Origin of the sequence: Luteimonas sp. TWI662 (assembly GCF_039673825.1) — a bacterium.
GTDB lineage: Bacteria > Pseudomonadota > Gammaproteobacteria > Xanthomonadales > Xanthomonadaceae > Luteimonas.
On record NZ_JBDJMI010000032.1, the window covers coordinates 19365 to 35185 of the forward strand.

Sequence of the window (15821 nt, forward strand, 5' to 3'; positions counted from 1 at the left end):
ATCAGTCCCTCGCCAACGCTTGGACGGGATCGAGCCGGGCGGCGTTGCGTGCCGGCAGGAAGCCGAACGTGATGCCGATCAACGTCGAGCAGGCCACTGCCAGCACGATCGACCAGGCGGAAAAGGACAACGGGAAGCCGAGTCCGGCGACGCTTGCGACCAGACCGAACGCCAGTGCCAGCGATACGCCCAGAACGCCGCCGACCAGACACACCAGCACCGCCTCGATCAGGAACTGTTGCAGGATGTCGGACTGTCGCGCGCCGATGGCCATGCGCACGCCGATCTCGCGGGTGCGCTCGGTCACCGACACCAGCATGATGTTCATCACGCCGATGCCGCCGACCAGCAGGGCGATCATGGCGATGGTGGAGATGAGCAGCGTCAGTGTGCTGCCGGTGCGGGAAATGGTCTGGCGGATCTGATCTGAGTTCATGACGAAGAAGTCTTTACCGCCATGGCGTTCGGTCAGCAGCGCGGTCGCGGCCTGCTGGGCGATCTTGCTGGAGACGCCATCGCTGACCCGCACGGTGATGTTGTCCAGGTGGTACTTGCCGACCAGGCGGGTGGAGGCGGCCGTGTAGGGGACATAGAACGTGGGCGTCGAGCCGCCGAAACTGTTCTGGGTCGGCTTCAGCACGCCGATGATCTCCACCGGCATGTTGCTCAGCAGGACCACCTCGCCGAGCGGGCTGCCGCCATCAGGCAGCAGCGCTGCGGCGGCCTTCGGGTCGATGACCGCGACCTGTGCGTGTTGTTCGGCGTCGTGCTGATCGAAGAAGCGGCCTGCGGCCAGGCGCAGCCCGCGCACCCGGAAGTGACTGGGGCCGACCCCGGTGACCTGTGCAGACACCGCGCGCGCGCGATACAGCGCGGTGACGCTGCTCGACAGATTGGGCGTGGCGCTGTCGACATAGGGCTGCTCCGCCAGCGCCTGGGCGTCGGCGGCAATCAGTGTTTCCACTGCGTCGGCGCGGAGGTCGCCGAAGTCCTGCCCCGGATAGATGTCCAGGGTATTGGTGCCCAGGTCGCTGATCTGCGCCATGACCTGCTGCTGCGCGCCACGGCCCAAGGCCACCACCGAGACCACGGCGGCAATGCCGATGATGATGCCGAGCATGGTCAGGAAGGTGCGCAGGCGGTGTGCGTGCATGGCCCGCAGGGCCATGACGAAGGCTTCGCCGAACCGGTCAACGAACACCCGCCATGAACTGGCCGGCACTTGCGGCGGCGCCGGTACCGTGCGCGGCGCATCGGCCGCCGCGTTGCGGCGGTCGGCAATGATCGCCCCGTCGCTGATTTCGATCACCCGTTGCGCATGGCGGGCCACCGCCATGTCATGGGTCACCAGAATGATGGTGTGCCCTTCGGCGTGCAGTTCCTTGAGGATGCGCATCACTTCTTCGCCGCTGCCGCTGTCCAGTGCGCCCGTGGGTTCGTCGGCAAGAATCACCGCGCCACCGTTCATCAACGCCCGGGCGATCGACACGCGCTGCTGCTGCCCGCCTGACAGCTGACCTGGGCGATGCTGCGTCCGGTCGCCCAGCCCGAGCCGTTCGAGCAAGGTCCGGGCACGAGCGTGGCGCGCTGCGGCATCGGTGCCGACATAGACGGCCGGCAGCTCGACGTTGCTCTGCGCGGACAGGTCGGCAAGCAAGTGGTAGCGCTGGAAGATGAAGCCGAAACGCTCACGGCGCAGCGCGGCCAGTGCGTCCGGCGCCAAGTCACCAGTTTGCTGGCCGGCGATCCGATAACTGCCTGCGCTCGGGCGATCCAGGCAACCGAGGATGTTCATCAGGGTCGATTTGCCCGAGCCCGAGGCGCCGACGATGGCCACCATCTCGCCGGCGTCGATGCGCAGGTCGATGTCCTTGAGCACGGTGACCACGCCTTCGCCGGCAGGAAACTCCCGGCGCAGGGCACGCATTTCCAGTAGCGCAGCGTTCATGCTCAAAAGCCCATCAGGCCGGGGTCGGCCGTCACGGTCTCGGGCTTTGCCTCGCCGATGATCACTTGCTCGCCCGGTTCCAGCCCGGCCAGGACCTGCGCTTGGGCGTTGGTGCGCAGGCCGATTCGGACCTGCCGCTCGGAGACCTGGCCGCGCGGGTCCATCACCCGGACGCGATGGGTGTTCTCCGCCACCTGCTCACCCAGCGCAGCGGTCGGCATCAGCACCGCCCGTTTGACCGCGGCGATCTGCACCGAGACCTGTGCGGTCATCGAAGGCCGCAGCGTGCCCTCTGGGTTGGGCACGTCGAACAGCGCGTCGTAATAGATGGCCTTGGCGGTATTGGCCGTGCCTGCCGCGGATGCCGCACCTCCCACCTCGTTGACGATGGACTCGGGGGCGGGCTCGATCTGCTGGATGCGTGCCTGGTAGCGTTGACGGCGATTGCCCAGCGTGGTGAACCACACCGTCTGGCCGGGCTGAATCTTGTCCACGTCGGCCTCGGCGATCTGGGCGCGCACCGTCATCACGTCCAGCTTGGCCAGCATGACGATGGTCGGCGTGGACTGGAACGAGTTGAGGGTCTGGCCCTGCTTGGTGACCACCGCCACGATGACGCCGTCCATCGGCGCGACGATGCGGGTATAGCCCAGGTTGATGCCTGCGGTCTCGACCTGGGTACGCGCTTGTTCGAGCTGCGCCTGTAGCGAGGCGATCTCCGCACCGGCGGTATCCAACGCGGCCTTGGCGGCCTCATGGTCAGCGCGCGAAGTCGCATCGGCCGCCAGCAGTTCCTGCTGACGCTGGAAGGTGAGTTGCGCTTGCATCAGCGCCGCTCGCCGCGCGGCGAGCTGGGCTTGCAGCGCGTTCACCGACGCCTCGGCGTTGCGCAATGCGATCCGCTGCGGCTGGGCATCGACTTCGGCGATCAGATCTCCGGCCTTCACTTTCTGGCCCAGCGCCACGTGTAGCCGCTGGACCTGGCCCGACACCTGGGCGCCGACGGCGACCAGCTCCTTGGCGCGCAGGCGGCCGACCGCCAGCACCGTCTGCTCCAGGTCGCCCACAGTGACCGCGGCCGTGGCGTGCTCGACGGCCGGCTGGGCATAGATTCGCCACAACACGATGCCCGCGATGACGCAGGCAGCGACCACGGCGCTGACGGCCCATTTGCGATTCAAGATCATGTGTCCTCTCGTGGAGGCGCTGCGCCGTGGCCCAACCTGGCGCACACGGCAGCGCCCGATGCTCGAAGCACGGAAGGCTGACAGCGCCGAGTGGCGAAGCATTGGCGATCGTGTGGAGATTGGATGGGGACGGCTGGATGCCGCCAGCGCGCCGCCGGGCTAGGGCGGCCGCGTGCCCCCTGATTCTTGGCATCCAATCTCAGGGGGGAGGTTAAAACATCGCTTGCAACGCGACAGGCCCTTGGTGTGCGCGTGCTTGTGGGGGAAGGCGGGGGTGGGGCAGCGGCCCCGCTTCTCCGTGAATCGCGACGTTCCGGTGCCCATCGGCGCAGACGCTGGCGCTCCATCTTCCGATCTCGGCCGTCCGATGTTGGGCGACCGCGCTGCACCGTTCCGCGCGCGTTGGCGCCTTAACGTCCCACTGCAGGCTCACCCCTGCCAGGCGCGAAAATCGGCGGCCAGGTCCGCGACGGACACGCTGCCCAGGTGGTCCTCGAACTGCTGCTGCGCATGGGCCAGCGCATGGGCGGTGGCCGCGTTCGCGGCGCGGGCCAGCAGGCAGGTGGTCTGCTCGTCATCGCTGCCGATGGCGAACAGCGTGGGTGCACCGAGCGCGCGGTAGATCTCGAGCAGCGAGACGTCGGTCAGTGGCTTGGCGAGCGACCAGCCGCCGCCATGACCTTTCACCGAGACCACGATGCCGGCCTCGCGCAGGCCCCCCATCGTGCGGCGGACCACGGACGGATTGGTGCCCAGCATCTGGGCAATCAGCTCCGAGGTCGCCGGGCTCTCCATGTGCTCGAGATGCAGCAGCGCGTGCAGGACCCGGGGCAGGCGGCTGTCTCGACGCACGGTGTGACTCCTTCTGTAACAAATGAACGCACGAGGGTTGACGCTCGCACACTTACGATACATCGTATGTTACATGACATCCTCAAGCCGACATGCAGCGCCCCCCGAGGGGGGACACGCCGAAGACACCGCACGCGCTTTTTGGGAGCGCATCTACGCTGGCAGGACCACACCGCCGAGTGGGCGGCCGTCCGAAGTGTTGACGCGCTTTGCCGAAGGGCGCACACCGGGGCGCGCCTTGGAACTGGGCTGCGCCCGCGGCGACGATGCGATCTGGCTGGCGCAGCGCGGCTGGATGGTCACCGGGGTCGATATCTCCGAGACGGCCCTCGAAGCGGCGCGAGTGGCGGCCAGCGCCGCGGGGGTGGCCGGCCATGTCCAGTTCGAACGTCACGACCTGGGCGAACGCTTCCTGCCAGGCACGTTCGATCTGGTGACGGCGCTGTTCCTGCAGTCGCCGATGCCCTTTGGCCGCACCCAGGTGTTGCGCCGCGCCGCGCAGGCGGTCGGGGCAGGGGGCTTGCTGCTGCTCGTCACCCATGGCTCGCGCGCGCCGTGGTCGTGGCGTGCGCCGGACACGGTGTACCCGAGCGCCGCCGACGAACTGGCCGCACTGGCACTGGCGCCAGCGCAGTGGCGGGAGGTGTTCGTCGGTTCGCTTTCGCGTACGGCGTTCGGCCCGTCCGGCGAGCAGGCGAGCGTGCTCGACACGATCGTGGCGATTGAGCGTCGCTGAGCAGATTCGAACCGGCGTCGCGTCGATGCCGGATCCATCAACTTCGCGCGCGTTGTCCTGGCCTCGCTGTTCGGGTTCGCGCCGGCGTCGCCCCACACGCGATTGCATTGACGACATTCCCAAGGACACCGCAATGACCGACTCCGATCCCGGCGTGCGCGCCAGCTGTCACTGCGGTGCGGTGGTGATGCAGTTCAACCACGCACCCGTCGAGGTCATCGACTGCAACTGCAGCCTGTGCCGGCGCTACGGCGTGCTGTGGGTCTACTACGAGGCCGCCGACATCACCGGGCTGCCGGCGGGCGAGGGCACCGACACTTATGCCTGGAACGGGCGCCATGTCGACTTCCACCGGTGCAGCACGTGTGGCTGCGTCACCCATTGGGCGCCGCGTGCCTCCAGCCGCACGCGACATGGCATCAATGCCCGACTGCTGGCGCCTGAGATCCTGGTGCAGTTGCGCGTGCGCCATAAGGATGGGGCGGGCTCGGGAAAGTCCCTGGACTGATGCTCGATCGCAGCGAGGGGCCGCACTCGGCCTTGGGCATGCCGGCTCCGGTCATTGCATTGGGCGGGCGTGACCAATGGCACCAGTGAAGCGCCGGGCTGGCCGAAGAAGTCGCGCCGGGTGCAGCGATTTGCGCGCACGACAGCGCGTGACGCTTTTCGTTCGATGCGGCGGCAGTGACGCGGCGGCCAATGGGGCGACTTGGCGCCGTTTGCCCCTGTACGGTGCGCGCTTTGCCGCCGACGTGCTGCGCCATGCGCTGTCAACGACGCAGCGACCGCAATACCTTCGCCAATGTCTTGACCCCGGCTTCGAGCTCCTGCGGCGCATGGGCGGCAAAGCCCATCAGAAAGCCGGGTGTCGGCGCCTGCGACATGGACAGCGTGCTCAGGCCGAGCAGGTCGATGCCTGCGCGTTGGGCGGCGTCCACGGCCTCAGGTTCGGACAGGGCGCGGGCGAACACGCACGGCATCTGCATGCCGCCGGCCGGGACCCGGGGTTCCAGGTCGTCGGACAGATGTTTTCGGATCAGTGCGGCCAGGCGGTCCCGCCGCTCGGCATAGACGGCGCGCATGGTGCGCACATGCGCGCCGAAGTGGCCGCCTTCGATGAAGCGGGCCAGCGTGAGCTGAGGAATCGGAGCGCTGTGGCCGTCGAGCAGGGTGCGGGCCGCGGTCATCGGTGCGACCAGGGACGGGGGCAGCACCATGTAGCCGATGCGAAGGCCGGGGAACAGCGATTTGGTGAAGGTGCCGATGTAGAGCGTGCGTTCGTGCGGATCGAGCCCCTGCACACAGGCGGTCGGCTTGCCCGCGTAATGGAATTCGCTGTCGTAGTCGTCCTCGATGATCCAGCCTTGCTGGTCGCGTGCCCAGTCGATGATCGCCAGGCGGCGGTCCAAGGCCAGCGTCGCGCCGGTCGGGAACTGATGCGAGGGCGTCAGGAACACCGCCCGCGCGGGGGCGCCGGGCTGCCGGCTGGCTTCGAGCAGGGGGGCGACCTGCAGGCCGTGCGCATCGACCGGTACGGGCACGCATTGCAGGCCCGCGGCCTCGAATGCCTTGCGGGCGCCGTGGTAGCCGGGGTCTTCGAGCAGGATCCGCTCGCCGGCATCGAGCAGCAGCGTGGCGCACAGGGTCAGGGCTTGCTGGGAGCTGGTCAGCACCAGTACGCGATCGGGCGTGGCGCGCGCGCCGCGTTCGAGGTTGACGTAGTCGGCGATGGCCTGCCGCAGCGGTGCCATGCCCTGGGCCGGGCTGTGCAGCAGCGCGCGGGTGCCGTACGCCTTCAAGACCTGGCGCTCCAGACGCTCCCAGGTCTGCAGAGGGAAGTTGCGCGTTTCCGGCACGCCGGGCGCGAATGCGCGTGGCGCCGGGAAATCGCGCACGCCGCCGCGCTGGAACAAGGCGCTGCCGCGTTGGCTCAGGCGCGGGGCGGTGCGGTCGGTGCGCGCGCGGCGCGCCTGGCCACGGCCGGGCAGGCGCTGCGCGCGTTCGGACACGAAGCTGCCGCTGCCCACGCGCCGTTCGATGAAGCCTTCGGCGTGCAGTTGGCCGTAGGCAGTCTCGACGGTGTCGCGCGAGACCCCGAGCGATGTCGCCAAGGCCCGCGATGCCGGCAGCGGCCTGCCCACATCGAGCATGCCGTCGAGGATCAGTTGGCGCACCGCGCGTTGCACGCGCAGGTGCAGTGGCAAGGCGCGCTGCGCGGGGTCGCCGATCGCGGCCTTCACCGACTCGAGCTGGGCGTGCTTGAACAAATGGTCTGCTCCATCGCCGGAAAGTGGCTGGGCAAATCGGGCCATTCTGCGCCTATAAATGCAGGCCGCAAGTGTCTGTCGTTTCAGGAGTCGTCCGTTCCACATGGCCCATGCCCCCACGTCTGCGTCCGTTCGCTGGAAGGACCTCCCGCACCCGGTCATCGCCGGGCTGATTTCCGTGATCGTCAACTACGGCGGCACCTTCATCCTGGTGTTCCAGGCGGCCAAGAGCGCTGGACTGAGTCCCGAGCTCACGGCCTCGTGGGTCTGGGCGGTCTCCATCGGGGTGGGCGTCACCGGCATCGTGCTGAGCTGGACGACCCGCGAGCCGATCATCACCGCCTGGTCGACGCCGGCCGCGGCGTTCTTGGTCACCGCCTTGGCCACGACGCCGTACGCCGAAGCCGTGGGCGCCTACCTGATCTCGGCCGCTGCCTTCGTGCTGCTGGGCGTGTCGGGGTGGTTCGAGCGTGTGATCCGGCTGATTCCGCCGGGCGTGACCGCCGGCTTGCTGGCCGGCATCCTGCTGCAGTTCGGCATTGGCGCCTTTGCCGGTGTGAGCCTGGACCCGCTGCTGGCGGGCGTGCTGATCGTCGCCTACCTGGTGCTCAAGCGGGTGTCGCCACGCTATGCGGTGGTGGGCATCCTGGTGTTGGGGCTGATGGTCCTGCTGTTGCAGGATCGGGTCGATGTCTCCGGGCTGCGTCTGGCGTTGGCCGCGCCGGTGTTCACGATGCCGGTGTTCTCGTTCAACGCCTTGTTGAGCGTCGCCTTGCCGCTGTTCTTGATCACGCTGACCGGCCAGTACATGCCGGGCATGCTCGTGCTGCGCAACGACGGCTTCAAGACCAGCGCCAATCCCATCGTGACGTTGACGGGCTTGGGCTCGTTGCTGATGGCGCCGTTCGGCTCGCACGCCTTCAACATCGCCGCCATCACCGCTGCGATCTGCACGGGCCGTGAGGCCCACGAACAGCCGTCCAAGCGCTGGATCGCCGGGGTGGCCGCAGGCGTGTTCTATCTCCTGGTCGGGGTGTTCGGGGTGACATTGGCGACGCTGTTCATGGCGTTTCCGGCGACCTTCATCGCGACGCTCGCCGGTCTGGCCTTGTTGGGCACCATCGGCGGCAGCCTGGCCAGCGCGATGGCGGAGGCCAGGACCCGCGAAGCGGCGCTGATCACGTTCCTGGCCGCGGCGGCCAACATCAAGCTGCTGGGCATCGGCGGGGCGTTCTGGGGCCTGGTGATCGGGCTGGTAGCGTACGCGGTGCTCAACAGCCGCTTGCCGCGGGCCGAGCCGACGGCCGCCCCCACGTCGATGCCTTTGAATGGGAGGTCCCCCTGATGTCGTCCACGTTCGACACGCCCACCGGCCACGACCAGCACGGCCGCTATCCCGAAGCGACCAGCGTCGAGGACTTCCGCCGCAACTTGGCGACGGTGCATGCGCGCATCGAGGCCGCCTGCCGCCGCGTCGGTCGCGACCCGGCGACGGTGCGCCTGTTGCCGGTCAGCAAGACCAAACCCGAGGCCAGCCTGCGTCTGGCGCATGCGGCGGGGTGCCGGCTGCTGGGCGAGAACAAGGTGCAGGAAGCGCACCGCAAATGGGAGGCGATGCAGGATCTGCGCGACCTGCACTGGTCGGTCATCGGCCACTTGCAGACCAACAAGGCCAAGCTGGTGGCGCGGTTTGCCAGCGAGTTCCAGGCGCTCGACAGCCTGCGCGTGGCCGAAGCGCTGGAGCGGCGTCTTCAGAGCGAGGGCCGCTCGCTGGATGTCTATGTGCAGGTCAACACTTCGGGCGAGGCGAGCAAGTACGGGCTCGCGCCCGAAGACGCACGGGCCTTCCTCCAGGCGCTGCCCGCGTTCTCGGCGCTGCGCGTGCGAGGCTTGATGACCTTGGCGCTGTTCTCCAGCGAAGCCGAACGCGTGCGTCAGTGCTTCGTGCTGCTGCGGGGGCTGCGCGAGCGGCTGCGGCAGGACGCGCCTGCCGGCATCGCGCTCGACGACCTGTCGATGGGCATGTCCGGCGATTTCGAGATCGCGATCGAAGAAGGCGCCACCGTGGTGCGGGTGGGGCAGGCGATCTTCGGTGCGCGCCCGATGCCCGACAGCCACTACTGGCCCGATGCCGCAGGCACCGAGGCGACGCCGGCATGAAGACGGCCGTGGCCATCCGCCATCTGGGCTTCGAGGACCTGGGCACGCTGGCGCCGCTGCTGGTCGCCCGTGGCTACACCGTGCGCTATCTGGATGCCGGCAGCGAACGCCTCTGCACCGAGGCCGTGGCTGCGGCCGACCTGCTGGTGGTGCTGGGCGGCCCGATCGGCGCCTTCGACGAGGCGACGTATCCATTCCTCGCCGACGAGCTCAACGTCGTTGCCCAGCGGCTGCAGTACGCTCGGCCGCTGCTGGGCATCTGCCTGGGCGCGCAATTGATCGCCCGCGCACTCGGCGCCGATGTCGCCAGCATGGGCCACAAGGAGATCGGTTTTGCGCCGCTGATGTTGACGCCTGCGGGTGAGGCGTCGCCGCTGGCGGCGCTGGGCGATGTGCCGGTGCTGCACTGGCATGGCGATCGCTTCGAGATCCCGGTCGGCGCTGTCCGCCTGGCGGGCACCGAGGCGTGCGCCCATCAGGCCTTCGCCATCGGACGGCATGTGCTGGCGCTGCAGTGCCATTTGGAGGCCGAGCCGCAGCGCATCGAATCCTGGTTGATCGGTCATGCCTGCGAACTGGCGCAGGCCGGTCTCGATCCACGCGCCTTGCGCGCCGAGGCGCACGCCTTGCAGAGCGCGTTGCCGTCGGCGGCGCGGGCGGTGTTCGCGGCCTGGCTCGACGCGCTCGAGAGCGATGACGCGGCGGACGCGGCACGATGACCGCAGCCGGTTCGCCAGGCCTTCGGCCGCTCGCCCTGGACGTGGTCTCGGTGCAGTCGCAGGTGGTCTACGGGCGGGTGGGGAATGCCGTCGCGGTGCCGACGCTGGACGCACTCGGGCTGGCGGTGGCCGCGGTGCCGACCGTGGTCTTCAGCAATACGCCGCATTACCCGACGATGCACGGCGGCGCGCTGCCGGCGGACTGGGTCGAGGGCTACTTGCAGGATCTGACGGCGCGCGGCGCGCTGGCCGGCCTGCGGGCGGTGCTGCTGGGCTACTTGGGCAATCCGCAGCAGGCGACGGTCGTGGCGCGCTGGGTGCGGGCGCGTCTGGAAGAACGCGCGGCCCTGTGTGTCGTGATCGACCCGGTGATCGGCGATCACGACCACGGCGTCTATGTCGACGCCGGTCTGGTCGAGGCCTACCGCCGGGATCTGCTGCCCTTGGCTGACGGCGTGACCCCGAACGGGTTCGAGTTGGCGCAGCTGACCGGACGGTCCGTGCACGACGTCGACAGCGTGATCGCTGCTGCACGGACGCTGCTGACCGGCCACACGCAATGGGTGGCGGTGACCAGTGCCGCCCCCGACACCTGGGCGGAGAACGAAACCCAGGTGGTGCTGGTCACGCGCACCCGGGCCGAGGTGATCGCACATCCGCGCATCGGCATCACCCCCAAGGGCACCGGCGATCTGTTCTGCGCGGCGCTGACCGGGCACTGGCTGCGCGGGCGGGGCCTGCGGGACGCGACGACGCGGGCCTGCCGGCATGTCGTCGAGGCGTTGCGCCGGACCGAACAGGCGCAAAGCGCCGAGCTGTTGCTGCCGCTGCCGGGCCACCTGCGTGGCGACGCCACGCTCTCGCCACGTCGGCACACGACCGCGGTCGCGCAGCAGGCGCGCCAGCCCGCGGACACCAGCGCGCGCGCACGCGCCTCCTCATTCCCCACGCCATAGGCCATTGCCATGTACGACGCCACCCTGACCCTGACCGAGTTCGACCCGGAGCTCGCCCAGTCCATCCAGCACGAAGCGCGCCGGCAGGAAGACCATGTCGAGCTGATCGCCTCCGAAAACTACGCCAGCCCGCTGGTGATGGCCGTCCAGAACTCGGTGCTCACCAACAAGTACGCAGAAGGGTATCCGGGCAAGCGCTACTACAGCGGCTGCGGCTACGTGGACGTCGCCGAGCGTCTGGCGATCGAGCGCGTCAAGGCGCTGTTCGATTGCGACTACGCCAATGTCCAGCCACACGCAGGCGCGCAGGCGAACGCGGCGGTGTTCCTGGCGCTGGCCCAGCCGGGCGATACGGTCATGGGCATGAACCTGGCCCAGGGCGGTCACCTGACGCATGGCAATCCGGCCAACTTCTCCGGCCGGCACTACAACATCGTGCCGTACGGGCTGGATCCTGAGACCGGGCTGATCGACTACGACGAGATGGCACGCATCGCGCATGCAACGCGGCCCAAGATGTTGATCGGCGGCTTCTCCGCATACTCGCGCCACAAGGATTGGGCGCGGATGCGGGCGATCGCCGATGAGGTGGGGGCGATCTTCTGGGTGGACATGGCGCATGTCGCCGGCCTGGTCGCCGCGGGCGAGTATCCCGACCCGCTGCCGCACGCCCATGTGGTGACCAGCACGACCCACAAGACGCTGCGCGGGCCGCGTGGCGGCCTCATCCTGGCCAAGGGGCAGGGCAGCGAGCTCTACAAAAAGCTCGACTCGGCGGTGTTCCCCGGCACCCAGGGCGGGCCGTTGATGCATGGCATCGCGGCCAAAGCGGTCGCGTTCAAGGAAGCGCTGCGTCCCGAGTTCAAGACCTATCAACGCCAGGTGGTGACCAATGCCCGCGCCATGGCCGCGGTGCTGCAGCAGCGCGGCTATACGATCGTCTCGGGCGGCACCGACAACCATCTGATGCTGATCGACCTGTCCAGCAAGCCGTATACCGGCAAGGACGCGGACGCGGCGCTGGCCGATGCCTACATCACCACCAACAAGAACTCGGTGCCCAACGATCCGCGCTCGCCCTTCGTCACCTCGGGGCTGCGCATCGGCACGCCCGCGGTGACCACGCGGGGCTTCGGTGTGCCCGAATGCGAGCAGTTGGCCGGTTGGCTGTGCGATGTGCTCGATGCGCTCGAGATCGGTGACGATGCGTCAACGAGCATTCGTGATCACGTGCGCACGCAGGTGGTGACGCTGTGCCGGCGCTATCCGGTGTACGGCTAAGCCGTTCCAGCGCCTCACGCGTGCGCTGCGCGGCGCCGCACGTGCCCTCTTTCTGTCAGGAGTTCCTCCATGCCTTCTCTCCGTTTGCCCTACCAGACGCTTTCGCCCGAGGCCTATCGCGGACTCGGGATCGCGAAACTGGCCCTGGACAAGAGCCCCTTGGGCAAGCCCCTGGTCGAGCTGGTCTATCTGCGCGTCTCGCAGATCAATGGCTGCGCGTTCTGCCTGGAGATGCACGCCGCGGCGCTGCGCGCGGACGGCATGCCGCAGGCCAAGCTGGACGCGCTGGCGGGATGGCGGGTCAGTGCCCATTTCAGCGAACGCGAGCGCCTGGCGCTGGCCTGGACCGAGGCCTTGGTGGACGTGGCGCGCAGCCATGCGCCAGATGACGATTTCCTGCCGCTCACGTCCGTCTTCAGCGACGCCGAAATCTCCGACCTCAGCTTCGCGGTCGCGCTGATGAGTGCGTTCAACCGCCTGGCGATCGGCATGCGGCAGTAGCAGCACGGCATCGGCCGGGTTGGTGCACCCAGGCCGCCCGGATTGCTGCCTCCCTGGCATTGCTGCTGGCCTATGATTGCGTTTGGCTCACGCATTGAGCGCCCATGGCACGCCCCGACCTCAACCTGCTGCTGGCCCTGGATGCGTTGCTGGAGGAGGGCAGCGTCGTCGGCGCCGCGCGGCGCATGCATCTGAGCCCGCCGGCGATGAGCCGGACGCTGAGCCGTATCCGCGATGCGCTCGGCGATCCGGTCTTCGTCCAGGTCGGGCGCAGACTCGTGCCCACGCCCAAAGCGCTCGCGATGCGCGAGCAGGTCCGCATCGCGCTCGATCATGCCACGCAGGTGTTCGCGTCGGATGCGGCGGTCGACCTGGCGTCGCTGGACCGGCGCTTCAACGTCCGCGCGACCGACGAGTTCGTCAGCATCCATCTGGGCCGGCTGCTCGATGCGATGGCCAAGGAAATGCCGCGGGCGATGTTGCGGTTCTCTCCAGAGAGCGACGACATCGATGAGGAGGCGCTGCGCAGCGGTCGCATCGATCTGTTCGTCAGTGCATCGCGCACGCTGGGGGCGGAGATCCGCGTGCAATCGTTGTTCACCACGACCTTCGTCGGCGTGGCGCGCGCCGGGCATCCGATCTTCGATGAGGAGATCACCGCCGCCCGGTTCGCCCGTTGGGAACACATCCATGTGTCACGGCGCGGCAAGGACCACGGCCCGGTCGATGACGCGCTGCAGGCGCAGGGCCTGCGCCGCCATGTCGCGCTGGTGGTGCCGAATCCATACACGGCGTTGTTCGCCTTGCAGGATTCGGATCTGCTGCTGTCGTTGCCGCGGCACCTGGCCCGCACCGCGCAGGCGGCGGGCTTGCGCCTGCGTGTATTCGAGCTGCCGGCGCCGATGGAGACGGTCTTGCTGACGCAGGCCTGGCATCCACGCCTGGACAGCGACCCGGCGCATCGCTGGCTGCGGCAGACGATCCATGCACTATGTTGCGCAATTGACCTCCCCCCCTGAAGAGGGAGGTACTGCGCCATCCAACGCGCGCATCGATCCGATCGACGTCGCAAAAGCCCCCCGCGTGCGGGGGCGGGTTGGGAGAAGGGGCATGGCGAGCAGGAGATGGGAGCCCTCCCCCGCGCGCGGGGGAGGGTTGGGTGGGGGCGGCCAGGTCTGTTTGATGCGTGCGTCTAACGCAATCGTTGGATTGCAATCATTTCACTTTTTGAAATGACGACGCCTCCCTACAGTGCCTACCGGTCGGTCACTACGAAGCGCCCAAGGTGCAAGCCACGCCCACATCCAAGACATCGCCAGGCATGTCGCCCACGCGGCAGGCCTGGTTCCGGGAGGCGCTCGCAAGCGGGCTGTCGGCGCTCGATCTGACCACGTCGCGTGCCGCCTACGTGATGCGCTCGTTGCTGGCCGCGGGGCTGGCGCTGGCGGTCGCCTATCGGCTCGACCTGCATGCGCCGTATGCGGCGGCGTCCAGCGTGCTGCTGGTGATCCACCCGGTGCAGGGGGCGGTGATCGGCAAAGGGGCCTGGCGGGTGTTGGGCACCTTGGCCGGCATGTTGGCGGCGTTCGTGCTGATGGGCGCGTTCGGGCAGATGCCGTGGTTGTTCCTGATCGGTTTTGGCCTGTGGCTGGGGCTGTGCGTGGTGGGCATGACCCTGCTGCGGCACTTCCGCGCCTATGCCGCGACGCTGGCGGGCTACACCGTGGGCCTGGCCGCGTACGGCGCGATGCAGCATCCGGAACTGACGTTCGACCAGGTCATCGGACGCGGGGCCTCGGTGCTGGTCGGTGTGGTGTGCCTGGCCGCGGTGTCGGCGGTGTTCAGTGCCCGCAGCGTGCACAGCCGCCTGGCTGCGCAACTGCATCACCTGGCGGCGGCCACCGCGGGCGTGCTCGCCACGCATCCGCAGGCGATCCACCGGCGCGATGCGCCCGGCGGCAGGCCGCTGGACCCGGGCAGGCGTGCGCTCATCCTCGAGGTGTATGGCGTGGACGACCTGCTGGCGCTGGGCAAGGCCGAGTCGGCGGATCTCGCGCGTCGCGCCGGCGCGGTGCGTCAGGCGATGGTGTCGCTGTTCTCGGCGTTGGTCGGCGGTGCGCCGCCGATGGGCGGGCACGGCGGCGCCCTCGATGCGCTGCGCGCCGTGCAGCCGGACTGGGAACAGACCTGGCGGCAGGCGTGCGATGCGCTGGCGCAAGCGTCGAATGCGTCCGGTCTGGCGCAGGTCGCGCGGATGCTGTCCGGGCTGCGGGCCCGGGTGCGCGATGCGCTGGCCGCGGTGTCGCTCGAGTCGGCCAACGCGCAGGCCTCACTGACGATCGCGGGCGACCGCTTGATCGAGCAACTCGACGATTATCTCGACGCGCTTGCCAGCATCGCCCATGTCCACAGCGCACGGCCGATGACCGGCGGGGTGTCGGTGCCGTTTCACCGCGATATCGGGGCGGCGATCGAGAACGGGCTGCGCGCCCTGCTGACCGTCGTGCTCGGCGGTGCGTTCTGGATCGCCACCGGCTGGACCTACGGCCACATGATGCTGGCCGGCCTGGCGGCGGCCTGTGCGCTGCTGTCCACCGCGCCCGATCCCGCACGCGGCGCGGTCGCGTTCCTGCAGGGCACGGTGGCGGCCGCGGCGATGGCCTTCGTGTGCGTCTTCGTGGTGTTGCCGCACGTCTCCGGGCTGCCGCTGCTGCTGGTGGTCCTGGGCCTGTTCTGGTGGCCCGGCATCCACGCGACCACGATGCCGCGGCATGCCTTGGCCGGGGTCGCCTATCTGGTGGCCTTCACCAGCCTGGCGGCGGTGGACAATCCGATGCGCTACGACATCGCGCTGTTCCTCAACGGCGCGGCGGCCTGGATCCTGGCGGTGTGCTTCACCTTGTTGGGGTTCCGCACCGTGCTGCCGCGCAATGCGTCGCGCGATGTCGAGCGCCTGCGCCAGCGCATCCGAGGCGACGCGCTCGCGACCTTGTCCAGCGCGCGCTCGGATACAAAAGCCTGGCAATGGCGCCAGCAACATCGCATTGCGCAACTCGGCGCCTTGCTGCGGGCGCAGCCCGAGGCGATGGACCGCGCCATCGCCGATGCGCTGGCCAGTCTGCACCTGGGCCGCGAAGTGTTGCGCCTGCGCGAATGGCTGCGCCGCACGCCGGACACCGCCCCTGCGCATCGCGGGGTCGCCGTGGCACTCGCG

At 68.8% G+C, this 15821-nt stretch carries 14 protein-coding genes; 10 read left to right on the forward strand and 4 right to left on the reverse strand.

Going from position 1 to position 15821, the window contains the following annotated elements; translation table 11 throughout:
- Position 1: 1 nt before the first annotated feature.
- From ABE488_RS16305 to ABE488_RS16315, 3 genes are all read right to left on the reverse strand, one after another.
- Positions 2-1948: a MacB family efflux pump subunit gene (locus ABE488_RS16305; RefSeq protein ID WP_346449468.1), complete on the reverse strand. Its 1947-nt coding sequence runs from the start codon at positions 1946-1948 to the stop codon at positions 2-4.
- A 2-nt stretch (positions 1949-1950) separates the two neighbouring features.
- Entirely contained in the window at positions 1951-3135 is a 1185-nt protein-coding gene (locus ABE488_RS16310) for an efflux RND transporter periplasmic adaptor subunit (protein WP_346449470.1), read from the reverse strand.
- Between the two features lie 429 nt (positions 3136-3564).
- A complete protein-coding gene (locus tag ABE488_RS16315; protein WP_346449471.1) occupies positions 3565-3987 on the reverse strand; it encodes an Rrf2 family transcriptional regulator in 423 nt (140 codons plus the stop codon).
- 73 nt (positions 3988-4060) lie between these two features.
- Here ABE488_RS16315 and ABE488_RS16320 point away from each other — a divergent pair, with 73 nt between their 5' ends.
- Both ABE488_RS16320 and ABE488_RS16325 read left to right on the forward strand, forming a co-directional pair.
- Positions 4061-4723, forward strand: a complete 663-nt coding sequence (locus ABE488_RS16320; protein WP_346449472.1) for a methyltransferase domain-containing protein — start codon at positions 4061-4063, stop codon at positions 4721-4723.
- A gap of 133 nt (positions 4724-4856) precedes the next feature.
- Positions 4857-5231: a hypothetical protein gene (locus ABE488_RS16325; protein ID WP_346449473.1), complete on the forward strand. Its 375-nt coding sequence runs from the start codon at positions 4857-4859 to the stop codon at positions 5229-5231.
- A gap of 262 nt (positions 5232-5493) precedes the next feature.
- Here ABE488_RS16325 and ABE488_RS16330 read toward each other — a convergent pair whose 3' ends face one another.
- Complete coding sequence (locus tag ABE488_RS16330) at positions 5494-6990, reverse strand: PLP-dependent aminotransferase family protein (protein ID WP_346449474.1); 1497 nt, start codon at positions 6988-6990, stop codon at positions 5494-5496.
- Positions 6991-7093: 103 nt separating this feature from the next.
- Between ABE488_RS16330 and ABE488_RS16335 the strand changes: the two genes are divergently transcribed.
- The 8 genes from ABE488_RS16335 to ABE488_RS16370 form a co-directional block, all read left to right on the forward strand.
- The gene (locus ABE488_RS16335; protein ID WP_346449475.1) at positions 7094-8335 is read left to right on the forward strand and encodes a benzoate/H(+) symporter BenE family transporter; all 1242 of its coding nucleotides are present in this window, start codon (positions 7094-7096) and stop codon (positions 8333-8335) included.
- Positions 8335-9150, forward strand: coding sequence for a YggS family pyridoxal phosphate-dependent enzyme (locus tag ABE488_RS16340; protein WP_346449476.1), 816 nt, complete (start codon positions 8335-8337; stop codon positions 9148-9150). Before ABE488_RS16335 ends, ABE488_RS16340 begins: the two co-directional genes overlap by 1 nt.
- On the forward strand, positions 9147-9869 hold the full coding sequence (locus ABE488_RS16345) for a glutamine amidotransferase (RefSeq protein ID WP_346449477.1): 723 nt from the start codon (positions 9147-9149) through the stop codon (positions 9867-9869). Before ABE488_RS16340 ends, ABE488_RS16345 begins: the two co-directional genes overlap by 4 nt.
- Positions 9866-10825 (forward strand): pyridoxine/pyridoxal/pyridoxamine kinase, encoded by a 960-nt coding sequence (gene pdxK, locus ABE488_RS16350; protein WP_346449478.1) that lies wholly within the window; start codon positions 9866-9868, stop codon positions 10823-10825. The genes ABE488_RS16345 and pdxK overlap by 4 nt, the downstream gene beginning before the upstream one ends.
- Positions 10826-10834: 9 nt before the next feature.
- On the forward strand, positions 10835-12106 hold the full coding sequence (gene glyA / locus ABE488_RS16355) for a serine hydroxymethyltransferase (protein ID WP_346449479.1): 1272 nt from the start codon (positions 10835-10837) through the stop codon (positions 12104-12106).
- A gap of 69 nt (positions 12107-12175) precedes the next feature.
- Entirely contained in the window at positions 12176-12607 is a 432-nt protein-coding gene (locus ABE488_RS16360) for a carboxymuconolactone decarboxylase family protein (protein ID WP_346442434.1), read from the forward strand.
- 104 nt (positions 12608-12711) lie between these two features.
- Positions 12712-13626, forward strand: a complete 915-nt coding sequence (locus ABE488_RS16365) for a LysR family transcriptional regulator (RefSeq protein ID WP_346449480.1) — start codon at positions 12712-12714, stop codon at positions 13624-13626.
- Between the two features lie 302 nt (positions 13627-13928).
- On the forward strand, positions 13929-15821 hold a 1893-nt coding region (locus ABE488_RS16370), incomplete at its 3' end, for an FUSC family protein (RefSeq protein ID WP_346449482.1).